This is a genomic window from Hymenobacter coalescens (assembly GCF_054783195.1).
Genome location: NZ_BAAGRA010000003.1, coordinates 22915 through 46185 on the forward strand (window position 1 = coordinate 22915; position 23271 = coordinate 46185).

General features: G+C 63.8%; 17 protein-coding genes. 8 read left to right on the forward strand and 9 right to left on the reverse strand.

The window, feature by feature from the left end:
- Positions 1–36 precede the first annotated feature (36 nt).
- Both iscU and ACYVKQ_RS02310 read right to left on the reverse strand, forming a co-directional pair.
- Positions 37–453: an iron-sulfur cluster assembly scaffold protein gene (gene iscU / locus ACYVKQ_RS02305; RefSeq protein WP_460575206.1), complete on the reverse strand. Its 417-nt coding sequence runs from the start codon at positions 451–453 to the stop codon at positions 37–39.
- Positions 454–568: 115 nt separating this feature from the next.
- A complete protein-coding gene (locus tag ACYVKQ_RS02310; RefSeq protein WP_460575208.1) occupies positions 569–1783 on the reverse strand; it encodes a PLP-dependent aminotransferase family protein in 1215 nt (404 codons plus the stop codon).
- Positions 1784–1968: 185 nt separating this feature from the next.
- On the opposite strand from ACYVKQ_RS02310, the gene mce reads away from it, so the two are divergent.
- Positions 1969–2376: a VOC family protein gene (gene mce / locus ACYVKQ_RS02315; protein WP_460575210.1), complete on the forward strand. Its 408-nt coding sequence runs from the start codon at positions 1969–1971 to the stop codon at positions 2374–2376.
- 2 nt (positions 2377–2378) lie between these two features.
- A complete protein-coding gene (locus ACYVKQ_RS02320) occupies positions 2379–2960 on the forward strand; it encodes an L-threonylcarbamoyladenylate synthase (protein ID WP_460575213.1) in 582 nt (193 codons plus the stop codon).
- 22 nt (positions 2961–2982) lie between these two features.
- Here ACYVKQ_RS02320 and ACYVKQ_RS02325 read toward each other — a convergent pair whose 3' ends face one another.
- On the reverse strand, positions 2983–4512 hold the full coding sequence (locus tag ACYVKQ_RS02325; protein WP_460575215.1) for a DUF2306 domain-containing protein: 1530 nt from the start codon (positions 4510–4512) through the stop codon (positions 2983–2985).
- Between the two features lie 177 nt (positions 4513–4689).
- Here ACYVKQ_RS02325 and ACYVKQ_RS02330 point away from each other — a divergent pair, with 177 nt between their 5' ends.
- Positions 4690–6120 (forward strand): CCA tRNA nucleotidyltransferase, encoded by a 1431-nt coding sequence (locus tag ACYVKQ_RS02330; RefSeq protein WP_460575216.1) that lies wholly within the window; start codon positions 4690–4692, stop codon positions 6118–6120.
- A 326-nt stretch (positions 6121–6446) separates the two neighbouring features.
- Here ACYVKQ_RS02330 and ACYVKQ_RS02335 read toward each other — a convergent pair whose 3' ends face one another.
- A complete protein-coding gene (locus ACYVKQ_RS02335; protein WP_460575218.1) occupies positions 6447–9050 on the reverse strand; it encodes a PspC domain-containing protein in 2604 nt (867 codons plus the stop codon).
- Positions 9051–9076: 26 nt separating this feature from the next.
- A complete protein-coding gene (locus ACYVKQ_RS02340) occupies positions 9077–9475 on the reverse strand; it encodes a PadR family transcriptional regulator (RefSeq protein WP_460575220.1) in 399 nt (132 codons plus the stop codon).
- 363 nt (positions 9476–9838) lie between these two features.
- On the opposite strand from ACYVKQ_RS02340, the gene ACYVKQ_RS02345 reads away from it, so the two are divergent.
- Complete coding sequence (locus tag ACYVKQ_RS02345) at positions 9839–10960, forward strand: PorV/PorQ family protein (protein ID WP_460575222.1); 1122 nt, start codon at positions 9839–9841, stop codon at positions 10958–10960.
- 59 nt (positions 10961–11019) lie between these two features.
- Positions 11020–16275, forward strand: coding sequence for a putative type IX secretion system sortase PorU2 (porU2, locus tag ACYVKQ_RS02350; protein ID WP_460575224.1), 5256 nt, complete (start codon positions 11020–11022; stop codon positions 16273–16275).
- A 134-nt stretch (positions 16276–16409) separates the two neighbouring features.
- On the opposite strand, the gene ACYVKQ_RS02355 is transcribed toward porU2, so the two are convergent.
- The 3 genes from ACYVKQ_RS02355 to ACYVKQ_RS02365 all read right to left on the reverse strand — a co-directional run bounded on the left by ACYVKQ_RS02355 (position 16410) and on the right by ACYVKQ_RS02365 (position 19292).
- Positions 16410–16895: a dihydrofolate reductase gene (locus ACYVKQ_RS02355; protein ID WP_460575226.1), complete on the reverse strand. Its 486-nt coding sequence runs from the start codon at positions 16893–16895 to the stop codon at positions 16410–16412.
- 83 nt (positions 16896–16978) lie between these two features.
- Positions 16979–17932, reverse strand: a complete 954-nt coding sequence (gene fmt, locus ACYVKQ_RS02360; RefSeq protein ID WP_460575228.1) for a methionyl-tRNA formyltransferase — start codon at positions 17930–17932, stop codon at positions 16979–16981.
- A 118-nt stretch (positions 17933–18050) separates the two neighbouring features.
- A complete protein-coding gene (locus tag ACYVKQ_RS02365) occupies positions 18051–19292 on the reverse strand; it encodes an exo-beta-N-acetylmuramidase NamZ family protein (RefSeq protein WP_460575230.1) in 1242 nt (413 codons plus the stop codon).
- A gap of 63 nt (positions 19293–19355) precedes the next feature.
- On the opposite strand from ACYVKQ_RS02365, the gene ACYVKQ_RS02370 reads away from it, so the two are divergent.
- Both ACYVKQ_RS02370 and ACYVKQ_RS02375 read left to right on the forward strand, forming a co-directional pair.
- The gene (locus ACYVKQ_RS02370) at positions 19356–20570 is read left to right on the forward strand and encodes an ABC transporter permease (protein WP_460575232.1); all 1215 of its coding nucleotides are present in this window, start codon (positions 19356–19358) and stop codon (positions 20568–20570) included.
- Positions 20571–20644: 74 nt separating this feature from the next.
- Positions 20645–21031 (forward strand): GxxExxY protein, encoded by a 387-nt coding sequence (locus ACYVKQ_RS02375; RefSeq protein WP_460575234.1) that lies wholly within the window; start codon positions 20645–20647, stop codon positions 21029–21031.
- Positions 21032–21113: 82 nt separating this feature from the next.
- On the opposite strand, the gene ACYVKQ_RS02380 is transcribed toward ACYVKQ_RS02375, so the two are convergent.
- Complete coding sequence (locus ACYVKQ_RS02380; RefSeq protein WP_460575236.1) at positions 21114–21818, reverse strand: aminotransferase class III-fold pyridoxal phosphate-dependent enzyme; 705 nt, start codon at positions 21816–21818, stop codon at positions 21114–21116.
- A gap of 235 nt (positions 21819–22053) precedes the next feature.
- Here ACYVKQ_RS02380 and ACYVKQ_RS02385 point away from each other — a divergent pair, with 235 nt between their 5' ends.
- Positions 22054–23217: a 2Fe-2S iron-sulfur cluster-binding protein gene (locus tag ACYVKQ_RS02385; RefSeq protein ID WP_460575237.1), complete on the forward strand. Its 1164-nt coding sequence runs from the start codon at positions 22054–22056 to the stop codon at positions 23215–23217.
- Positions 23218–23271: the final 54 nt, after the last annotated feature.

Below are 23271 nucleotides of genomic sequence, written 5' to 3' on the forward strand. Positions count from 1 at the left end.
ACGTCCAGCAATCAACAATCAGCTACCAACCTTCAATTAATGGTGCGACTTAGCGACTTCCAGCTCCGGCAGGCCGTTTTTCACGCGGTAGTCGTTGATGGCCGCCTTAATGGCGTCTTCCGCCAGCACCGAGCAGTGGATTTTTACCGGCGGCAAAGCCAGTTCTTCCACAATCTCCATGTTGTCGATGTTCAGGGCTTCGTCCACCGACTTGCCCTTCAGCCACTCGGTAGCGAGCGAGGAAGAAGCAATGGCCGAGCCGCACCCGAAGGTCTTGAACTTGGCGTCGGTGATGACGTTGGTGGCTTCGTCCACCTCGATCTGCAGGCGCATCACGTCGCCGCACTCGGGGGCGCCGACCAGGCCGGTGCCTACGTTTTTCTTGCTCTTGTCCAGCGTGCCCACGTTGCGCGGGTTGCTGTAGTGGTCGATTACTTTATCGGAGTAAGCCATGTCGCTTCGCTTGAATTAAGAATGAAGAATTAATAATTAAGAATGAGGGCTGCGAATTATAACCGGCGCTAGAACGGCCAATTGTGCATTCTTCATTCTTAATTATTAACTGATTTTAGTGTTCGGCCCACTCAATCGAGTTCAGGTCGATGCCTTCCTTGAACATCTCCCACAGCGGGGACATCTCGCGGAGCTTGGTAACGGCCTCTTTCACGTGGCCGATGGCGTAGTCGATCTGCTCGTCGGTGGTGAAGCGGGAAAGACCGAAGCGCAGCGAGGAGTGCGCCAGGTCGTCGCTCAAGCCCAGGGCTTTGAGCACGTACGAAGGCTCCAGCGAAGCCGAGGTACAGGCCGAGCCCGACGAAACGGCCAGGTCCTTTACGCCCATCATCAGGCCTTCGCCTTCCACGTATTTAAAGGAGATGTTGGTCACGTGCGGCAGGCGGTGCTCCCGCGAACCGTTCACGTAGCTTTCCTCCAGGGTCAGCAACTCACGCTCCAGCCGGTCGCGCATAGCGGAGATACGAGCCGTGTCCGACTCCATCTCCAAGCGGGCCAATTCGCAGGCCTTGCCCAGGCCCACGATGCCGGGCACGTTCAGGGTGCCGGAGCGCATGCCACGCTCGTGGCCGCCGCCGTCCATCTGAGCAGTTACCTTTACCCGGGGGTTCTTGCGGCGCACGTACAGGGCCCCGATGCCTTTGGGGCCGTACATCTTGTGGCCGGTAAAGGCCATCAGATCAATGCCGTCGGCAATCACGTCCACCGGAACTTTACCCACGGCCTGGGTGGCGTCGGTGAAGAACAGTGCGCCGTGTTTTTTGGCAATGGCCGAAATAGCCCGGATATCCTGCAGCACACCGATTTCGTTGTTGCCGTACATGATGGTCACCAGAATGGTCTGGGGCGTCATGGCGGCTTCCAGTTCCTCCAAGTTGATCAGGCCTTCCTCGTTGACCTGCAGGTAGGTCACGCGGGCGCCTAGCTTCTCGAGGTGCTTGCAGGTGTCGAGCACGGCTTTGTGCTCGGTGGTGGCGGTGATGATGTGGTTGCCCTTCTGGGCGTACATCTCAAACACACCTTTGATGGCAAGGTTGTCCGATTCGGTGGCGCCCGAGGTGAAGATGATTTCCTTCGGGTCGCAGTTGATCAACTGCGCGATTTGCTCGCGGGCGTAGTCCACGGCCTCTTCAGCCTGCCAGCCAAACGGGTGGTTGCGCGAAGCGGCGTTGCCGAAATGCTCGGTGAAATAAGGCAACATTGCTTCCAGCACGCGCGGGTCGAGCGGCGTAGTGGCGTTGTTGTCGAGGTAAATGGGCAGCTTGAGCATAGTGCTTGTTGTTGTCGGGGCAAAGGTAACCAGTAGCCAGCGGATACCAGAAGGAATCCAGTGGAGAATGATTCGCCACTAGAACACGCGGAACGGCCGGGAGGTTTACTTTTGTCCGACAAAAGTAGACACAATCCAAATAACGTGGGCGCGTGCGCCGCCGGCGTTTTTTCCTTTCCCGCAGCATGTTTACCAACCTCGAACACCTCGGCCTGGCCGTGCAAGACCTGACGGCAGCTACCGCGCTGTATACCAAGCTGCTCGGCATCGAGCCTTACAAGCAGGAAACCGTGGAGAGCGAAGGCGTGGACACGGTGTTTTTCCAGGTCGGCGGGTCCAAGATCGAGCTGCTGGGCGGTACTACGGCGGAAAGCGCCATTACCAAGTTCGTGGCCAAGAAAGGGGAAGGCATCCACCACGTGGCCTTCGAGGTCGACGATATCCGGGCGGAGATGCAGCGGCTGCGGGCCGAGGGCTTCGTGCTGCTCAACGAGGAGCCCAAGCGCGGCGCCGACCACAAGCTCGTGTGCTTCGTGCACCCGAAGTCGGCGCACGGCGTACTAGTGGAGCTATGCCAGACCATAAAGAACTAACAATGAGCACCAAGTTTCTGCGCGAAGAGGTCGATGCCGCCGTGGACGCGCTGCTGATGCAGCTGGTTATCCTGTACCCCACCGACACGGTGTGGGGCCTCGGCTGCGACGCGGAAGTGCCGCGGGCGGTGGAGAAAGTGTATCAGCTCAAGCAGCGCCCGGCCGACAAAGCCTGCATCGTGCTGGTGGCCGACGAAGCCATGTTTGCCCGCTACGCCGAGCAGGTACCCGCCAACCTCGCGGAACTGCTGGCCGGGCAGGAGCGCCCGACTACCTACGTGGTGAAAGGCAGCCGCTACCTGGCCCCCAACCTGCTGGCGCCCGACGGCACCGTGGGCCTGCGCGTGGTGCGCGGCGACGAGTTTGTATCCAAGCTGGTGCGCCGGCTGGGCCACGGCGTCGTATCGACGTCGGCCAACGTGAGCGGGCAGCCTACGCCGGCTATCTATAAGGAGATTGACGCGGCCATCGTGCGCGGCGCCGACCACGTGGTGAGCTGGCGGCAGGACGACGAAACGCGCCGCGCGCCTTCCCGCATGGTGCGGGTGCTGCCCGACGGGCAGCTGGAAGTGGTGCGCGAGTAGGAGGTGGCGAAGCCGGCGGGCTTCAGTGCTTTACAAACAGCTCCATGGTGGTGCTCATGCTCGGAAAGCGCTTCCAGCGGTTGGCGGCACCGTAGCGGTACAGGTGCGTGCCGAACGCGGGCATCAGCAGCGGCAGCGCCAGGGCATTGCCGCGGCGTGAGTGGCCGATCCACTCCACCGTCACGGCCACGTCGTCTGTGGCGAAGAGCTGGCAGGGACGCAGGTCCACGTCCACGCGCGCCGAGCCAGGCCGGGTGAGCGTGTGGTAGAGCGGCTGGGTGAGCAGCGGCTCATCCGGTACACCGCCGTGCAGGCGGTACACGTTGATGCGCAGGCGCACCGTATCGAAGGTGTTGGCGCTGAGCACGAATCGGAACCGTTCCAGCCAGGCGCCGCCGCGCGGCAGCTGAAATATGCGCCCGATTTCAGAACCCACGTTCAGGCCCGGCTGCGTGCCCAGGGCGAAGTTGGTTTGCAGGTTGGTGTGGTAGCGCCCGTTGCCGATGCGGGCCGAATCGAGGCCGCGGGCCCGCACACGCACCTCGGGCAAATCGTGCACGGCCTGAGCCAGGGCAACCTGGAGGGGGGTGGCCACCAGCCCACCCACGGGGTACTGCCGGGCCACGTAGCCGAGCAGGGCGAACCGCAGCGTGTCAGTGGGACGCACGGTACCGGCCGGCAGCTCTAGCTGAAAATGCCCCTGCGCATCGGCCACAGTGCCCACGCCCTTGCCCACCACGCCCACGGTGGCGTAGGGCAGGGGCTGGCCGGCGGTGTCGGCAATAAAGCCTTGAAGACGAGGCGGGACGGGCTGCGCGGTGGTGTGCAGGCTGCCCAGGGCCAGCAGGGCCAGCAGGGTGAAGCGAGCCTGCGCGGCACCCGCGGCCGGGCGGCGGTAGCGGCGCACGGCCCGCCCGATGAGGTAGCCCCCCAGGAAGGTAGGCGCCAGCCAACCCACGAGCCCCAGCCAACCCGGCGCCCCAGCCGGCAGCACGTGGCCCAGGTTCACCACCACAAACGCCGTGACAGCCGATATGTACGAGCCGCCCATGCGGGTGAGGTGGCGCAGCAGCCAGGCGCCCTGTGTAGACTGCGGACGCAGCAGGCGCCAGGTGTCTAGGCCGGCAAACACGCACAACAGCAGCCCAAAGAATCCCAGCAGCAGCGCCCCCAGCACCAGGCCGGCGCCCACCATCAGCAGGCCGGTGAGCAACGCCGCCACGGCCAGCAGGCGGTCGGGAAGCGGCAGGTGCAGGGAGCGGCGGCGGGCGGCGCGCCAGCCGGTAAAGCTCAGGTAGAAGCTCAGCACGGCCACGCCGGCCAGAAACAACCGGCTGAAGCGCAGTGGCTGCAGCAGGCACAGCCCCACGGCGGTAAGGGCCACCAGCACCATGCAGGCCGTGTACAGGCGACCGGCCAGTACATGGGCGGAGCCGCCCTTGCGCCCGAGCATGGGCACCAGGCCCGCGAGCAGGGCCGTAGTACCGGCCGCGATGTGAACGAGGAGCAGGAGGCGCACGGGCAGCGCGTCGGCGGGCAGGGCAAATAGCATGGCGGTAGGGCTGGGCGGAGCGTATCCGGGGTAAAACGCTGGCCTAACCTACCGCCCCGCCGCCCCGCCCGCAACGGCAGGTTGCCGGACTGCCGGATGAGCCCGACGAACCGACGGATCGGGGCGCCGAGCCGGGAGCGGCATGGTTGCTTGCGGTTCATTGCCGAACTTTGCGCCATGAAGCCGCCCCAATTGCCCGACCTGCCCCTGTTCCATACCATTGCCGAGGCTGCCCAAGAGCTGGGTTATCCGGCCTACGTCATCGGCGGCTTCGTGCGCGACCTGGCCCTGGGCCGCCCGAGCAAGGACGTGGACGTGGTGTGCGTGGGCGACGGCATCAAGCTGGCGCAGGGCGTGGGCCGGCGCCTGCCGGGCCGCCCCCGGGTGACGGTGTTCAAGAACTTCGGTACGGCCATGCTGCCCACGCCGGAGATTGAGCTGGAGTTTGTGGGCGCGCGCAAGGAAAGCTACCGCGCCGAGAGCCGAAAGCCCGAGGTGGAAGCCGGCACGCTGGAAGAGGACCTGGCCCGCCGCGACTTCACCATCAACGCTTTGGGCCTGAGCCTGAACGCGGACGACTTCGGCACGCTGGTGGACCGCTACAACGGCATGCAGGACTTGAAAGACAAGATTATCCGCACGCCGCTTGATCCGGACATCACCTTTTCGGACGATCCGCTGCGCATGATGCGCGCCATTCGTTTCGCCTCGCAGCTGAACTTCGACATCGACCCCGATACCTTCGACGCCATCGAGCGGAACAAAGAGCGCATCAAGATCGTGTCGCAGGAGCGCATCACCGACGAGCTGAACAAGATCATCCTCTCCAAGAAGCCCAGCTACGGCTTCAAGCTGCTGCTGATCAGTGGCTTGTTGCCGCTGATATTTCCCAAGATGGCCCTGCTGCAGGGCGTGGAGAAGCGCGGGCAGCACGCGCACAAAGACAACTTCTACCACACCCTGCAGGTGCTCGACAACGTGGTGGAGGCCGGCGCCGACCTCTGGCTGCGCTGGGCCGCCATCCTGCACGACATTGCCAAGCCCGCCACCAAGCGCTTCGACCCCAAAGTGGGCTGGACCTTTCACGGCCACGAGGACAAGGGGGCGCGCTGGACGCCCGGCATCTTCGCCGACCTGAAGCTGCCCCTGGGCGAGGAAATGCGCATGGTGCAGAAGCTGGTGCGGCTGCACCTACGCCCCATCGCGCTGGTGAAGGAAACGGTAACCGACTCGGCCGTGCGGCGGCTGCTGTTTGAGGCCGGCGACGACATCGACCGGCTGATGAAGCTGTGCCGGGCCGACATCACCAGCAAGGACCACCAGCGCGTGGCGCGTTACCTGCGCAACTTCGACGTGGTGGAGGAGAAGCTGAAGGAAGTGGAAGAGAAAGACCACCTGCGCAACTTCAAACCCGTCATTACCGGCGAAATCATCATGCAGACCTTCGGCCTTGCACCTTCCAAGGCAGTGGGCGAGCTGAAGGACGCGGTGCTGGAAGCTATTCTGGACGGGCAGGTGCGCAACGAGTTCGAAGAAGCCTACCCGTTTCTGCTGACGCTGGGGCAGCGCAAAGGGCTGACGGTGCAGGCCGACGCCTCGCAGAGCTAGCCTGCCCCAAGCCCCGAGGACGCACACACACGACAAGGGCGGCCCGCTGCTGTAGCGGGCCGCCCTTGTCGTGTGGCTCAAGCACCGGCTGGCTCACCCCGAGTTCGAGGAAACCGGTGCCCTCCGGTTGCAGCTCGGAAAGGCTCTGGTCTCCTCGGGGGCCAACCATTCACTCACCAAAAGGGCCCCTAAACCCAAAGTATCATCGGCGCAGATGCGCGTAAGCCGGACAGGGTTGCTTACGCAGCACGTCGGGTAAGGATGCACCAAGTTGGGAGAGGAGTGGCTGGGTACCACAGAGTAGCACAGGTGCTTGAGCCCGGCGACTACTCCACCCGGCGCACCCGGGAGGCGCCGGATTTGTTGTCGCGCACGTTCTGCGGGTTGCCGCTGTATTCGACCTGGCTGGCCCCCGATACATCGGCCTGCAACTCCTGCTCCACGTTCAGGCGGGCCTGGCTGGCCCCGCTCAACTCCACGTCGGCGCGCTGCACCGGAAACTGGCCGGCCTGCACGCGGCACACGCCGCTGCCGTCGATGGTGAGGCGCTCGGCCCGGCCCTGCAGGGCGGCGTGGCAGGCGCCGCTCAGGTCGAGGACGAGGCTGCGGCCGCTGCCCTGGAAATTCAGGTGGCTGGCGCCCGACTGGTCGATGCGCAGCGTGCCCAGCTCCTCAAACCCCATGACTTTGGCCTGCACGGCGCCGCTCAGGTCCAGGCTCTGCAGCTCGGGCGTTTCCACCACGATCAGGACTCGATTATCGGCGTCGTTGCGGGAGCCAAAGTTGAAGAAGCCGCGGCGGCGCGGGCCGATGTTCAGCTCGTTGCCCGGGCTATCGGCCTCCAGCTGGCGCAGGGCGCGCTCCGAGCCGTACGCTTCCACACGGTACTCGCCGGCGTGGCGTACCACCAGGCGGTAGGCCCCGTCCACGTCCACGTGCTGAAAATCGGTGAAGCGGAAAGTCTGGCGGCCGGTGCCGTAGTCGGCCGGATCGGTGGAGAAGTTCGTGATTTCCTCGTCCACCGATACGCGCACGTCGTCGTGGTCGGTGTCCACGTGCACGCGCATGTCGCCCACGTTTACGTCCACGTCGCCGTCGGAGAAGTCCTCGTCGTTTTCGTCTTCAGGAATGTCGCCGGGGGCGCAGCTGAGGCAGCGCAACTGGCGGCCCACCAGCTCGTAGGTGTGCTTGGCGGGCTCGTTGGGGCGCTGGTTGTCCACGAAGTCCTCGTCGTCGAGCAGGCGCTCAAAGCTGGGCGCGAGGCGGATACGCTTGTTGCGCGGAATGCGCAGGGTCAGGTCCAGCTGCTGGTCGCGGAATACGGCGCCGGGCTTGAAGGTAAACCGGTCGTCGAGCAGCACGGTGGTGTCGCGCACCACGGCGCGGTAGTTCATGCTGGTGCGGGCCAGGGCGGCGCCGATGGCCTCGGTGCGGCCGTGGGCCGAGTAGTCTTCCACCAGCGTGATGGCGTCGCCGCTGTCGGCGGCGGCCAGCGTCAGCTCCGGGCGCATGTCCCAGCCGTTGTAATCAAAGGTGCGGGCGGCCAGCGTCACGGCGGGGCCGGCCACGGTGCCCAGGTTGCGGGTGGCGGTGAAGTAGCCTTCCTCCTGAAACTCCAGCGAGTAGCGCACGCCGCCCACGATGGAGCCCACGATGCCCAGGATCCAGAGGCCCAGCAGCACCAGCGTAAGGGTGCGGCCCAGCAGCCAGCGGCGCAGCAGCAAGCCCACGCCCGAGAAGAGCAGCAGCAGCACCGGGATGCCAGCGGCCAGGAAGCCGCTCACCACAAACCACCACGGCACGCCGGCCAGCACGGCGTAGGCCGGGCCGTCGCCCAGCTGGATGTTCTGCGACTCGGGCATGAGCCCCAGCGCCACGCCGGCCAGCACCAGCAGGCCCATGAGCAGCCCGAAGCCGGTGAGCAGAAACATCAGCCCCACGAAGATGCGCACCACCGTGCCGATGGCGCGGGTGAGCGGGCGGATGGCCCGGCCGGCCTCTTCCAGAAAAGCGCCCACGGGGCGGTTGGCCGCCTGCTGGGGGTTGCGCAGGCTGTTTTCGAGGCCCGAGAGGGTCACGGCTTCACCGCGCATCTGCGCTTTTTGGCTGAGCGTAAGGGCCGGGGGCACCACCATCCACAGAATCAGGTAGAGCAGCAAGCCGCTGCCACCGAAGAGCACCAGCAGCACAAACACGATGCGCACGATGGCCACCTCAATGCCGAGGTAATGCGCCAGGCCGGCTGCCACGCCGCCCACCGAGCCGTTGTCGGTGTCGCGGAACAGCTTGCGCGTCACGTCGTCGTCGGGCATGGGGCGGTTGTCGTCGTAGCGCTTGGGCAAGGCAATCCAGAGCACCACGTAGGAGAGGATGCTGATGGCCGGCAGCGCGCCCACGAAGTCGCCGATGATGGGCGAAAACAGCGTCAGGATGAAGGCCAGGCGAATCCAGAGCGGGTTCACGTTGAAGAAGCGGGCCAGGCCGGCGGCCACGCCGGCCACGCGGCGGTTGCTCATGTCGCGGTACAGGCGGCGGGGCTCCTCCGTGAGGGGCGGCACCGTGCCGGGGCGGGCCGTGGCGCTGCCGGCGTAGGCCTGCTGGGCGCCGCCCAGGGGCTGGCCGTAGCTGGCGGCGTCGGCCACGTCGTCGTCGTCATCGAGGGCGCCGTCCTGCTGGAAGTCCTGCACGCGGCCCATCTTGGCGACCATGGCTTCCACGTCCTCGAAGGTGATGACCTGCTTGGTGGCGGAGGTGCGGGCGGCGAAGATTTCGGCGATACGGCCCTCGATGTCGGCCACGATTTCCTCGTGTCCGCGGTAGGTACTGAAGTGCGCCTTCACGTCCTGCAGGTAGCGCTGGAGTACTTCGTAGCCGTCTTCCTCGATGTGGAAGATGAGACCCTGCAGATTGATGCTGATATTCTTTTTCATCGCAGTGCTGCAACTAAGCGGTGGAGTTAGATAATAGCGTCCGGCAGGGGCGCGGGCGGCACGGAGCTGCCGGCGGGGTCAGCGGAAGCGGCGCCGTTGGGCTTGGCGCGGATGATCTGGATGGAGTCCTCGATTTCCTCCCAGGTCAGGCGCAGCTCGTGCAGGAATTCCTGCCCCACCGGCGTGAGCGTGTAGTACTTGCGAGGCGGTCCGCTGCTGGATTCCTTCCAGGTGTAATCGAGCAGGGCGGCATTTTTCAGGCGGGTGAGCAGGGGGTACAGCGTCCCCTCCACCACAATCATGCGGGCTTGGGTTAGCTCCTCCAGCATGTCGGAGGCATACACCTCGCCCCGCGCAATGATTTCCAGAATGCAGAACTCCAGGATGCCTTTCCGCATCTGCACTTGGGTGTTTTCGACTTTCATGGGCTTGCGGGCGGTAGTCGGTGAAGAATGGTACAAATATAAAAGCAGGTACTTTGTAAAGCAAGGTACTTGGTAAGAATAATTTTGGTTGCACGATATGCCAGGAAAAAAAAGTGGCCGACTGCTTTGATAATCAGTTCACAGCCGTGTGGGCTGCCGCTAGGGGAGGTCATCCGTGGGCGGCTGGGCAGCGGAGCGCAAGAGGCTTCAAACAATATTTCCCCGGAATCGGGCAACTGGCGAGGCGAGGCGGAGGTATGGCACTAAGTTCGCGGCAGTTTTGCGGCGGCGAGCCGCACTATTAATAAGTAACTTGCGTTGTGAAGCCGCTTCCAACGTCTGGCCTCTACTACCTGCTACTCTATGCCACACTTTTTCCGCCGCACCGTCATTGCCTGCTCCGCGGTTTCGTTGTTGGGCTCGGGCGCCGCGTTGGCGCAAGCCCAGCCTGATCCGAACGCCAACCGGGACACCACGCCCAAGTACAGCAACGACTTCCTTTCCATTGGGGTGGGGGGCAGGGCCCTGGCCATGGGCGGCACGCAGGTAAGCCTGGCGCAGGACGCCACCGCCGGCTACTGGAACCCCGCCGGGTTGATCGGGCTAAAAAATAAGTACGATGCTGTGCTCATGCACTCCGAGCTGTTTTCAGGCATTGTCAAGAACGACTACGCGGCTTTCGCCATGCCGCTGGACGAGCGTAGCGCCATTGGCGTGAGCCTGATCCGGGTGGGCGTGGACGACATTCCCGACACGCGGGCGCTGGTCAACGAGTACAACCAGATTTCCTACGACCGCGTCACGTACTTCTCGGTGGCCGACTACGGCCTGCTGCTTTCCTACGCGCGCAAGCTGGAGGCCCTGAACGGCCTGCAGGTCGGTGCCAACGCCAAAATCATCTACCGCAACGTGGGCGACTACGCCGACGCCTGGGGCTTCGGCGTGGACGCCGGGGCGCAGTACGCGCGCGGCAACTGGCGCCTGGCCCTGATGGCCCGCGACATCACCACCACGTTCAACGCGTGGTCGATCAACACCGACAAGTTCCAGCCCACGCAGGACACGCTGGACTTCATTCCCAAGAACAGCACCGAAATCACGCTGCCGCGCTTCGTGCTGGGCGTGAGCCGCTCCTTTAAGCTGCCGGCCGACCTGACCGCCGTGGCCGCTCTCGACCTGGAAATGACCACCGACGGCAAGCGCAACACCCCGATTTCGACCAACGCCGTGAGCATCGCGCCGCACGTCGGGGCCGAAATCGGCTACAAAAACCTGCTGTTCCTGCGCGGCGGGGCCACCAACGTGCAACAGGTGCGTTCCTTCACCGGCAAAGACGAGTGGAAGGTGCAGCCGACGCTGGGCGTGGGCGTGGCCCTGAGCGGGCTGCGGCTCGACCTGGCCCTCTCACGGCTGGCCATCGAGAAGCTGGGGGAAAGCTCCCAGGCCAATTCCATCATGGTTTCCCTCGGCTACGGCTTTAAATAACCGCCGCTTCAACGCGGATACACAACGTGCGTACACGCTTGCCATTACGTCAATTGACTATGAACGAACTATACACCCGCGGATTCAGGCGCTGGTTAGGAGTGCTACTGCTGCTGCTGGGCCTGACGGCTACGGCGCAGGCCCAGTCGGGTCCCTACGGTAACGAGTGGATCAACCCGGCGCAGACCTACTACAAGGTAAAGGTGCTGCGCGACGGCCTTTACCGCCTCGATTACAACTACCTCAACCGCGCCGGCATCACGGGCGTGAGCCCGCAGCGCATTCAGGTGTGGCGGCGCGGCCGCGAAGTGGCCCGCTACATCGGCGGCAACCGCACCCAGCTGGATGCCTCGACCTACATCGAGTTCTACGGCCAGCGCAACGACGGCCTGCTCGACCGGGAGATGTACAAAGCCGCCGCGCACCAGCCCAACAAGCTCTACAGCCTCTTCACCGACACGGCCGCGTACTTCCTGACATGGTCGGCCACGACCAACGGCCGTGACATGGCCGAGCCGGCTACCAGCGCCGCTACTGCCCATGCCAACTGGCAGGGCCAGCAGCTGGATATTTTCAAAGCCAGTTACATGTACGGCCAGATCGACGGGCACACGGCTTACGTGCCGTGGGCCGATGAAGCGGAAGGCTTCATGACGACGATGCGCGGCCGGGTAGACCCCAATATTCCGGACCCCAACGAAATCCTGACGTTGTCGCTGGACTCGCTGGCGCTGGTGGCCAGCAGCGGCGCTTCCCCGCAACTGGAGGTGGTGCTGGTGGGTAGCTCCCCGGTGACGCACAACACCACCATTTCCGTGGGCCCCACGACCACAGCGCTGCGCAGCCTGGGCACCGTGACCTACAACCGCTACGAGGTAAAGCGCGTGGTGTTCCCCATCCAGCGCTCCGATATCGGCAGCAACGGCGTGGTATACGTGCGCTGGGCCGTGACCAACGCGGCCGCTACGCCGACCGACCGGTTCAGAACCCCGCATGTGCGAATCACCTTTCCCCAGCAGCCCAACTGGACGGCAGGGCAGCGCCAACTAGCCTTCCGAAGCGATTCTACCTTGGCCGGACCGGCGTACTACCAGCTCAGCAACGTGCCGGCAACGGTGCGGGGCTTTGACGTAACCGACCCGAACAACGTGCAGCGCGTCACGGGCATTGCCCTGGCGGGCACGCAGCGCGGGTACCTTTTTCCGGCAGCCAATGGCCGTACCCGCCACCTATTGCTCTTCGATGAGGCCCAGTCGTTAGTGCCGCTGCCTGCTCAGCGCGTCCGGTTTCGTGCCATCAACCCCGCCAGCCACAACTTCCTGATTGTTTCGCATGCTCTGCTGATGCGGCCCGTAAACGGGGTGAACCCCGTGCGCGAGTACGCCAAGTACCGGGCTACCGCTGGCCCCAACCACTTGGCGTACGATACACTGGTGGTGACGTCCGACCAGCTTTACGACCAGTTTCACTACGGCGAACGGTCACCGCTGGCGGTGCGCCACTTCGCCAAGTTTATGCTCACGGCGCCGCGTACGGATCGTTACCTGCTGCTGCTGGGCAAAGGCGTGCTCATCACCGAGGACTTGGGCACCCGCGACACCGACCCGGTGTGGCCCCTCACGCTCCCATACCGACGCGAAACGGCGGCCCGGCGGGCAGTCATCCCGGACCTAGTGCCAACCAGCACCCGGGGCGGCTCTGACATTTTCTTCACGGCTGATTGGGAAACCGGTTCTTACATTCCCCGAATTCCGGTCGGGCGCGTGGCCGCCATCCGTGCCGAGCAAGTGCTCAACTACCTGAACAAACTCAAGGAGCACGAAGCCTTAGGCCCAGAACCCTGGCGGAAAAACATCCTACACATGGCCGGTGGCCAGACGCTGATTGAACACGCTACGTTCCAGGCTTTCCTGCGCGACTACCAGCGCAAAGCGGAAGCGCCCTTCTTTGGGGGACGGGTGCAAAACCTCTACAACACGACCACGGGCGGCTCGCCGGTGGTGGTGGACATCACCCCGCAGGTAAATGCCGGCTTGTCGCTCATTACCTACTTCGGGCACGGCTCGACGCGGTACCTGAACCTGATGCCAACGGAGATACTCGATCCGACCAGCACCTACAATAACCGCGGGAAATACCCGGTATTCTTTGCGTTTGGTTGTGCCGTAGGCAGCAGTTACACCATCGGGGGGTACTCGACCATCAACACGCCCAATCCCATTGGCGGATCGATTGGCGAAGACTGGGTGTTGGCGGCCAACAAAGGCGCCGTTGGTTTCTTGGCCGAAACCGATTTTGGTATTGATGGAGAACTGCATCAATACGCGCAGGAACTATACAAGCTGTTGTTCAACGAAGCCAACTGGTACGGCAAACCCATTACGGTGCTTCAGGCCGAGGTCAACCGGCGCTTGCTGGCCACTGGCCTGGCAACCACGAGCCCGTACTACGGCGTTACGATGCTGATGAATACCGCTTGGCAGGGCGACCCGGCCTTGGTGATGTTTGCGCCGGAAGCACCGGACTACCAGTTTGCCCAGAACGCGGCCACCGTGGAGGCCAGTGGCAGCGGGCCGGTGCTGGCCACCTCACCGCGCTTCAACGTGCGCTTGCGCCTGAGCAACCCCGGCAAGATCGAGCGGGTGCCGCTGCGTATCACCGTGGCGCGCACCGTCAATAGCAACCCGCCCGTGACGCTCCCCGTCACGGTGGACACCATTCCGTACTTCCGCCGCGACACCACGGTGGTGATTCAGCTGACGAATCCGGCCAATGTCTCGGTGCTGGGCCGCAACACCTTCACCGTGAAGCTGGACGACCCCAACGTCATCGACGAGTTAAATGAGAACAACAACTCGACGACGTTTGACTTCAACTTCCTCAACGGCGGGGTCACGGCGTTGAACCCGCCGGAGTTTGCCATCGTCAACCGCACCAACGTGCGCCTGGTAGGGCAGAGCAACCTGGCCCAGACGCAGCCGCTGAGCTACGAATTCCAACTGGACACCATCCCCACGTTTGCCGCGCCGCTGCGCTCGGGAACCGTGCAGGGCCTAGATGTCGCCAGCTGGACGCCCAACCTGCCCGCCCCCACGGCCGGCCGCGACTCGGTAGTCTACTACTGGCGTTTCCGTTTCTCGCCCGTCGGGGCTCCGGCTGGGTTGGATGTGTCGTGGGCCACGAGTTCCTTCCGGCTGATCAACAACAGCCCGGAAGGCTGGTCGCAGAGCCACTATGGCCAGATGGCCAGCACGGAAAAGCGCGGCATCAGCCAGGCGGCTCCGTCGGGCCGCTGGGAATTTGCCGAACGCACCGTGCCGGTGCAGCTACTTACGGCTGGCGGGGGTGCTACTGGTACGCCCGCTACCTTCCAGCTGACCTACGGTATTCAGCCCAACGGCAACTCCGTGCGGGTTGACAACTGCGGGGTATGGCGCGGTCTGAACGTTATTGAGCAGGCCAACATCATGGTGGCCGTGTTTGAAGGGCGCAACCTGCGGCAGCTCAACAGCCTGCCGGGTGGTCCTTACCAGACCTGCGGCCAGGTAGGCTCCACGACGTACTTCCACTTCGCCAGCGCCGACTTCCGCGACTTGGCCGACGACGTGAACACCCCCGCGCGTCAGCAGCAGCTGCTGCGGCTGCTGCAGAACGTGCCGGACGGAGCTTATGTGGCCCTGGTTTCGGTAAACCGCGTGAACTTCAGCAGCATGAACCCCGCCGTAAAGGCCGCTCTGGCAGCCATGGGCTCGCAGCTCATCAACACGGCCCAGGACGGCGACCCGCTGGTGATGATGCTGCACAAAGGGTTTCCCAATGACCGCCAGGAAGCAACTTTCGCGGCCAGCAGCTCTACGCCGCGTTACGATCAGGCCATCAGCCTGAACACGACTCTGCGCACCCGCGTGGGCTCGGGCACGGTGGTCAGCACCCGCGTAGGCCCGGCCCAGCAGTGGCAGACGCTGTACCACACCATCAAGAAGCCCGAAGCCGCGGACAGCTACACGCTCCGCCTGATCGGCTACGACCGCAACAACACGCGCACGGTGCTCCAGCAGAACGTCACCAGCTCCAGCTTCTCGCTGGCCGGGGTAAGCGCCACGCAGTATCCGTACCTGCAGCTGGAAGCCGACCTGCGTGACACCACCAACCTCACGCCGCCCCAGCTCAAGCAGTGGCTGGTGACCTACCGGGGCGTGCCCGAAGGCGTGGTGCGCCGCGACCACCCCCGCATCCCGGCCAATGCCTACAGCCCGGCTACGCTCAGCGCCGCCGCGGCCAATTCGGGCGTGCTCTCCATTCCCGTGTATTTCGAGAACGTGTCGAGCGTCGACTTCCCGGCCCTGACCCGCGCGCAGGCCGTCATCACCGAAACCCGCGCCGGCGGGCGGGTGGACACGGTTTCCATCCGTGCGTCACGCGTAGCTGGCTTCTCGCGTCTGCCCCGGGCCGACTCGACGGCGGTGTACAACTTCAGCCTGAACGTGGCGGCGCTGCGTGGCGACGCGACCATTCGCATCATCGCCAACTCGCAAAACCTGCCCGAGTTGGTGACTTACAACAACGAGCTGAACCTGAGCTTCACGGCCCCGACCATTACCGTGGCGCCCGTGCTGGATGTAGCCTTCGACGGGGCGCATATCCTGAACGGCGACATCGTATCGGCCAGCCCGGAAATTCTGGTGGACGTGAAGTACGAAGACGGCCGCCGTCCGCTCACCGACCCGAACAAGGTGCAGGTGTTCCTGACGCGCCCGGGCAGCCAGGTGGCCGAGCAGGTGAGCATGACCAACACCGCGCAGATTCGATTTGTGAACGATGCCGCCGCCCAGCGCAGCCGCGTGTACTACACGCCGGGCACCCTCGACGACGGGGTGTACAAGCTGGAGGTGCAGGCCCGCGACATGAACGACAACCAGGTATCGGCCCAGCGCTACGCCGTCACGTTTGAAGTGGTCAACAAAACCTCGATCAGCAACATCTTCCCGTACCCGAACCCGATTACCAACCGGGCGCGCTTCGTGTTTACGCTGACGGGCACCACGCCCCCGCGCAACATGAAGATTCAGATCCTGACCCTGTCGGGCAAGGTGGTGCGCGAAATCATGCAGGCCGAGCTGGGCAACCTGCGCATCGGCAACAACATCACCGAGTATGCCTGGGACGGCACCGACGAGTACGGCGACCGACTGGCCAACGGCACCTACCTCTACCGCGTGGTGATGGACGATGCGGACAAACCCTACGAGCACCGGGCCACCGCCGCCGACAAGGCCTTCAAGAAAGGCTGGGGCAAGCTGGTGCTGCTGCGCTAGGCCATCATTCGAATAACGCCAAGGGGCCACGACTACCGCAGTCGTGGCCCCTTGCTTTTGTCAGGCTGGTTGGCTGAACCAGACCGGATAGAGTTTGCTTGAAGCGCGGATGCCCGGCCTGCTCCGATGAAGCGTTAGCGGCGCCGCAGGGTGACGAAGCTGAAAGCGTACGCGTGTTTCTCGTCGGGCTCGTGCCGTTCGCGGGCCTCTTCGCGCCATACCTCCGCCGGAAAATCGGGCAGCACCGTGTCGCCTTCCGGGGCGTGGTGCACTTCCGTCAGGTACACGGTATCCACCGCGGGCAGGGCGGCGCGGTAGATTTCGGCCCCGCCGATGACGAACACTTGCTCATTGGTCTGCTGGGCCATTTCCAGCGCACCCAGCACCGAATTCGCCGGTTCCACGCCCTCGGCTTGCCACTCCGGCTGCCGCGTCACCACTATGTTGCGGCGGTTGGGCAGTGGCCGCCCGATGCTCTCGAACGTGCGCCGCCCCATGACCACCGGATGCCCTGAAGTAAGCTGCTTGAAATGACGCAGATCAGCCGGCAGGTGCCAGGGCAGTTGGTTCTGATGGCCGATAACGCCGTTATCGGCCCGGGCTACTACAATGGCGGTCATAGAACAGATGGGAATAGGTGGATGAAGACAGGACGGCAGGGCGGCTCGTGCGGCGGCAGGGCGTTCGGAACCCGGCCTGCCTTTTAGCCATTCAGCGCCGAAGCGTTGAAGCCGCGCAGAAAGTCGGCGACGGGCATGCGTTTTTTGCCTTCCAGCTGCAGGTCCAATAGGTCGAGCTGCCCCTCGGCGGTTTGCACGCGCAGGTAGCTGCGGCCGTCGGTCAGCCAGTGGCCGGGCGGCACATCCTCCGACGGCGCACCGTCCCGGGCCGCGGCGCGGAATACTTTCAGGCCGCGGCCATCGGGCAGGTTGGTGAAGGCCGTGGGCCAGGGCGAGAGGCCCCGGATGAGGTTCACTAAGCTTTGAGCTGGTTGCGCGAAGTCCAGCCGGCCGGTTTCCTTCTGCAGCTTAGGGGCCGGGCGCAGGTCGCCGCGGTCGGGCTGGGGGATGCTCGGGGCCGTGCCGGTCGCAATGGCCTGCACCGTGCGCAGCGCCAGGGCCGCCCCGGCACGTTTCAGCTTCTCGTACACCGAGCCAAAATCGTCGGCGGGCTCAATGGCCACTTCGTCCTGAAAAATCAGGTTGCCGGTGTCGATTTCGTGCTGGAGAAAAAAGGACGTGACGCCCGTGACCTGCTCGCCGTGGATGAGGGCCCAGTTGATGGGCGCCGCGCCGCGGTACTGCGGCAGCAGGGAGGCGTGGATGTTGATGGAGCCCAGGCGCGGCATGCTCCACACCGCCTCGGGCAGCATGCGGAAGGCCACAATCACCTGCAGGTCGGCGGCCAGCTCGCGCAGTTCCTGCTGAAACTCCGGTGCCTTCAGGTTGGTGGGCTGCAGCACCGGCAGTCCGTGGGCCACGGCCGCCAGCTTCACCGCCGACTCAGCTAGTTTCTGCCCCCGGCCCGCCGGCTTATCGGGCGCGGTGATGACGGCCACCACCCGGCAGCCGGACCAGCCCACCAGGGCTTCGAGGGTGGGCACCGCAAACTCGGGCGTGCCCATGAAGACGATGCGGAGGGGAGCAGATTCGGGCATAGACAGCTTGGAAAGGAGCGCGCAAAAGTAAAGAATGGTCATCACGCCGGCCATAAAAAACCCTGGCCGGGCGCACAGCCCGGCCAGGGTTAGGGCACCGCAGCGGCGCTTAAAAGAATTACTCGAAATCCGGGTACAGCAGGTACTTCTTGCGCATCGCCTTGTACTGGCCCAGCACTGGCTCCCATGCCTGGCGGATTTCCGGCTCCGACTTGCCCGCTACAATCATGTCGCGCACCGAGCGGGTGCCCGTGAGCTGCTCGAAATACTTGCCGAAGAACTTGTCCTTGGCGGTGCTCTGCTGGTAATAGTCGATCAGATACCGCAGGGTGAAGCCCATGTCGTTACCCGTTTGCCGCAGGTCCTCGCCGTAGCAGAGCTTGCCGTTTTGCGGGGGCGTGGGCGAGCCGGCATTGGGCCGGGGCGTAAACTTGAAGGGGCGCGTGGCGGGCTGCGTCGGGGCGCCGATAACCTCGAAGGGCGAGTCGGTGCCGCGGCCCACGCTCACGTCGGTGCCCTCAAACAGGCACATGGTGGCGTACAGCGACACGGCGTGCGCGTTGGGGAGGTTGGGGGAGGGGCGGACCGGCAGCGTGTAGCGCGCGGCGTGAGTGTAGCCCTGCACGGGCACCACCGTCAACGGGCATTGCTTACCACCGGCCAGCCACTTTTCGCCGTTGATCATCCGGGCCAGCTCGCCCACGGTCAGCCCGTGCACCACCGGGATGGGGTGCATGCCCACGAACGACTTGTGCTGGGGCTCCAGCACCGGCCCGTCGACGTACCAGCCGTTGGGGTTCGGGCGGTCGAGCACGATGACTTCCTTGCCCTGCTCGGCGGCGGCCTCCATCACGTAGTGCATGGTGCTGATGTACGTGTAGAAGCGGGTGCCCACGTCCTGAATGTCAAACACGAGCACGTCCACGTCCTGCAGCATGTCGGCCGTAGGCTTCTTGGTTGCGCCGTAAAGACTGCGCACCGGCAGGCCCGTGCGGGCGTCCTTGCCGTCCTTGATGGTGGCCCCGTCGGCGGCCTCGCCGCGGAAGCCGTGCTCCGGCCCGAAGATGGCCGTGAGCTTGACGCCCCGGCTCAGCAGCGTATCCGGCAGCAGGGCCCGGCCGACCACCGACGTTTGGTTGACCACCACGCCCACGCGCTTGCCTTTCAGGCGCGGCAGGTACTCATCGAAGCGCGCGGCCCCGACCTGCAGCCCGGCCGGCGCGGGAACGGAAGCCGCAGGGACCGACTTATTTACGGCCGAGGTAGCGGCGGGCGGCAACGTTGCCGGACGCGTTGGCGTACAGGCCGAACCTTGCAGCAGGAAAAGCGCGCTCCAGGCGGGCAGAACCAAAGAAATCATCGTTGACATCGGTGCAGTGACAGAATTCACAAAACTAGCCGGCTTCGCGTAGCTTTACGCCCAGTGAACGTATCGCGGTACATATCCCAGAAGATTGAAGGCTCCGATTCGGGGTCCTTCACCTCGTCGGTAACCAAAATTGCCATTATCAGCATCGCCCTGGGTTTGGCGGTGATGGTGGTGTCGTTTGCCATTCTGGAGGGCTTTCGTAACGAAATCCAGGCCAAGATCTTTTCGTTCGGCGCGCACCTGACGATCAGCAAGTACGACAACAACAACTCCTTGGAGGTGGAGCCCATCAACGGGCCGGAGCTGACGCAGGAGTTGCGGCGCTACGGGCAGGTGAATTCCATGCAGCCGTTTGCTCGCAAAACGGCCATCATCAAAACCCGCGACGAGGTGATGGGCGTGGTGCTCAAGGGCATCGACGAAGAAAACGGCCCCTCGCCGATGCGCCAGAACATGGTGGCCGGCACGTTCCTGACGTTCCCCGATTCCAGCGCCTCCGACCGGGTGCTGCTCTCGCGCAAGATGGCCGACAAGCTGCGCCTGAAGGTGGGCGACGACGCCATTTTCTATTTCATCCAGAACCCGCCGCGGGTGCGCAAGTTCACCGTGGCGGGCGTGTACCAGACCGGCCTCGACGAGTTCGACGAGGTGTACGTCATCGGCGACATCCGCCAGATCCGGGAGCTGAACGCCTGGCCCGATTCGCTGATCGGCGGCTATGAGGTGGTGCTCAAGGACTTCCGTCAGCTCGACCCGGTCTCGGACAACATCCTCAACTCGCTGCCCTACGACCTGAAGCTGGACAAGATTACCGACCAGTACGCCCAGCTGTTCGACTGGCTGCAGCTGCTGAACCGCAACGTCATCATCTTCCTGATCCTGATCATCTTCGTGGCTACCTTCAACATGGTTGCCACCATTTTCATCATGATCCTGGAGCGCACGAACATGATCGGGGTGCTCAAAGCCCTGGGCGCAACGGATAACCAGATCCGGCACATGTTCTTCTTCCGCGGGCTGAACCTGACCCTCAAGGGCATGTTCTGGGGCAACCTGGTGGGGCTGGGCTTCTGCACCATTCAATACTTTTTTCACCCCATTCCGCTCGATCCGGAGAATTACTACATGGACCGCGTGCCCATTTACTGGGACCCGGAAGTAATTCTGCTCATCAACGCGGCCGTGTTCGTGACTTCGCAGCTGGCCGTGCTCATCCCGACCTACCTGATTGCGCGCATCAAGCCGGTCGTAGCCATTAAGTTCGACTGATTACGGATTCTTGCGGATTAGACGGATTTCACGGATTTTGTGGACGATTACTTCGTGCCTTCAATTCGTGAATTATGTTGCTCGATATTCGCCATAACGCGCTAACTCACCGGATAATCGGGTGCGCCATGAGCGTACACCGGGCTTTGGGCAGTGGGTTTCCGGAGGCTATTTATCAGCGCAGTTTAGCTGTTGAATTAGAGGAAGCCAAGCTTGATTTTGCCAGCGAAATACATCTGCCGGTTTATTACAAGAACGTAGAAGTCGGTGCCCGTCGTGTTGATTTTCTGGTAGCCGAAACTGTCTTGGTTGAATTGAAAGCCACCAATGAACTTACAACTGCTCATCACGCCCAAATCATCAATTACCTCCACGCATATAAGCTAGAAGTTGGACTGCTAATCAACTTTGGGCAAGGCAGCCTAGTTTACAAGCGGTTCCTAAAAAACCACGTAACCTAAATGTGAGATAAAAAAAGGCCACGGCTGCAAGCCGTGGCCTTTTCATTGAACAACAATCGTCCACAAAATCCGTGAAATCCGTCTAATCCGCAAGAATCCGTGATTGGAGCACCAGGTTCGGGTCGGGGCACAGCGCGGCCCAATAGGCCTTTTCCTCGGGCAGGGCTACGCCGGGAAAGTCGCCGCTGCGGCCCTGCAGATCGGCCATGAGCTGAAAGTGCAGGTGGGCGGGCCAGTCGCCGTTTTCGGGCCAAGGCCCCACGGTGGCAAAAGCCTCGCCCCGCGCCAGGGGCTGCCCGGCGCGCAGCGGAAGGCATTCGGCCCGGCCGAGGTGGCCGTAAAGCGAGTAGAACGTGGTGCCCTCCAGCTCGTGCTGCAGAATAACGGTGGGGCCGTAGTCGCCGAAGTGGTTGTTGTCGGCCACGCTGTGGATGGTGGCGGCCAGCGGCGCCAGTACGGGCGTGCCGGCGGGCAGCCACACGTCGACGCCGAGGTGCAGGGAGCGGGCCGGCAGGGCCACGTCGCCGAACAGGCCTGGGCTGCGGCGATAGATGACGCGGTTTTCGAGGTAGCCGCCCACCCCGACGCGGGCCTGCCGCGCGGCTAGCAACTGCTGCACCAGCGCGTCGAAGGCGGCCGTATCGCGCAAGTCGGCGTTCAGCAACGCGGGGTTGGCGGCCGTAAAGTCCAGCCGCGTCACGTCGGCAGCGTTCAAATCAACGGGCAGCACGGGGCCAAAATCGGCCGCGTGGCGGCGCAGCAGCTCGGTAAGCGGGGAAACAGTCATGGGAACTTGGTGGTTATGGACGGGATAGGCAAAAGGAGCGGCAAGCAAACGGCTCGTCTTGCGACGCACGGCTGGCCGAACCTGACAACTATCAGCCGCCGCGAAGATGGGGCCGAATTACCCTTTCCCCTGCTTTTGCCGTATTTTGCAGGCCCGCCGTCGCATCGGCGCTGGCACGTTTTTCTTCCCACCGAACCTTAGTTTTCGCCCGCCGGCAGCGCCGGCCGAGAACCGCATGAGCACGAGTCCTTACCTGACCCTGAACGTCGTGGAGCTGACCCGCGAAACCGACGACGCCATCACCATCCACCTGGAGCGCCCCGACCGGCAACCCGTTGCCTGCCAGCCCGGCCAGTTTCTGACCCTCATAGTGCCCTGCGGCTCGGGTAAGCGCCCGGAGCGACGCTCGTACTCCCTGAGCAGCACGCCCAGCGAAGCACCGCGCCTTTCCGTAACGGTCAAGCGCGTGCACGGCGGCCTGGTGAGCAACCACCTGCTCGACACGGTGCGCGTGGGCCAGACGCTGGAAGCCATGGTACCGATGGGCACCTTCACGGTGGAGTGCGACGCGCAGCAGGCCCGTTCCGTGGTGCTGATCGGCGCCGGCTCGGGCATTACCCCGCTGATGTCCATCCTGAAAGCCGTGCTGCAGCAGGAGCCGCAAAGCCACGTGCTGCTGGTGTACGGCAACCGCAACGAGGAAACCGTCATTTTCCGCCGTCAGCTGGAGGCCTTGGAGCAGCAGTACGCCGGGCGTTTTCAGGTTGAGCACGTGTTCAGCCAGCCCAAGCCGGCGGCTAAGTCGGGCGGCATGTTCGGGCGCCTGTTCGGCGGCTCGGCGGCGCCCGAGCCGGCCGCGCACCAGCACACGGGCCGCCTGAACCGCACCATGCTGCTGAAAGTGCTGGAGCAGCGGCACTCCTTTCCGCCCGCGGCAGCCGAGTACTTCATGTGCGGCCCTGAAGGCATGATGAACGAGGCCAAAGCCGCTCTAGAACTGCTGGGCGTGCCCGCCGACCGCATCCGCCGCGAAAGTTTCGTGGCCTCGGCCGACTCGGCCGAAGCCGCCGCTACCCAGCCCGATGGCCACGGCACCGTCACGGCCAACGACACCAACGAGGTAACCGCACGCAAGGTCACCATTCAGTACGAAGGCACCGAGTACGAGGTGGAGGTGCAGCCCCACCAGACCATGCTGGAGGCCGCCCTCGACCAGGACATCGACCTGCCCTACAGTTGCCAGGCCGGCCTCTGCACGGCGTGCCGGGGCAAGTGTCATTCGGGCAAAGTGCACCTGGATGAGCGGGAAGGCCTTTCGGACCGCGAAATCCAGCAGGGCTACGTGCTCATGTGCGTAGGCCACCCGCTGACCGATGACGTGGTCATTGAAATCGATTAGGTAGTTTTTGGGCCCGGTCCCGTACTCTTCCTGGATTTTTTGCGTACGATACAG

Coding starts and splice junctions, on each gene's coding strand:
- iscU (WP_460575206.1), bottom strand. CDS start 453: ATGGCTTACTCCGATAAAGTAATCGACCACTACAGCAACCCGCGCAAC.
- ACYVKQ_RS02310 (WP_460575208.1), bottom strand. CDS start 1,783: ATGCTCAAGCTGCCCATTTACCTCGACAACAACGCCACTACGCCGCTC.
- mce (WP_460575210.1), top strand. CDS start 1,969: ATGTTTACCAACCTCGAACACCTCGGCCTGGCCGTGCAAGACCTGACG.
- ACYVKQ_RS02320 (WP_460575213.1), top strand. CDS start 2,379: ATGAGCACCAAGTTTCTGCGCGAAGAGGTCGATGCCGCCGTGGACGCG.
- ACYVKQ_RS02325 (WP_460575215.1), bottom strand. CDS start 4,512: ATGCTATTTGCCCTGCCCGCCGACGCGCTGCCCGTGCGCCTCCTGCTC.
- ACYVKQ_RS02330 (WP_460575216.1), top strand. CDS start 4,690: ATGAAGCCGCCCCAATTGCCCGACCTGCCCCTGTTCCATACCATTGCC.
- ACYVKQ_RS02335 (WP_460575218.1), bottom strand. CDS start 9,050: ATGAAAAAGAATATCAGCATCAATCTGCAGGGTCTCATCTTCCACATC.
- ACYVKQ_RS02340 (WP_460575220.1), bottom strand. CDS start 9,475: ATGAAAGTCGAAAACACCCAAGTGCAGATGCGGAAAGGCATCCTGGAG.
- ACYVKQ_RS02345 (WP_460575222.1), top strand. CDS start 9,839: ATGCCACACTTTTTCCGCCGCACCGTCATTGCCTGCTCCGCGGTTTCG.
- porU2 (WP_460575224.1), top strand. CDS start 11,020: ATGAACGAACTATACACCCGCGGATTCAGGCGCTGGTTAGGAGTGCTA.
- ACYVKQ_RS02355 (WP_460575226.1), bottom strand. CDS start 16,895: ATGACCGCCATTGTAGTAGCCCGGGCCGATAACGGCGTTATCGGCCAT.
- fmt (WP_460575228.1), bottom strand. CDS start 17,932: ATGCCCGAATCTGCTCCCCTCCGCATCGTCTTCATGGGCACGCCCGAG.
- ACYVKQ_RS02365 (WP_460575230.1), bottom strand. CDS start 19,292: ATGATTTCTTTGGTTCTGCCCGCCTGGAGCGCGCTTTTCCTGCTGCAA.
- ACYVKQ_RS02375 (WP_460575234.1), top strand. CDS start 20,645: ATGTTGCTCGATATTCGCCATAACGCGCTAACTCACCGGATAATCGGG.
- ACYVKQ_RS02380 (WP_460575236.1), bottom strand. CDS start 21,818: ATGACTGTTTCCCCGCTTACCGAGCTGCTGCGCCGCCACGCGGCCGAT.
- ACYVKQ_RS02385 (WP_460575237.1), top strand. CDS start 22,054: ATGAGCACGAGTCCTTACCTGACCCTGAACGTCGTGGAGCTGACCCGC.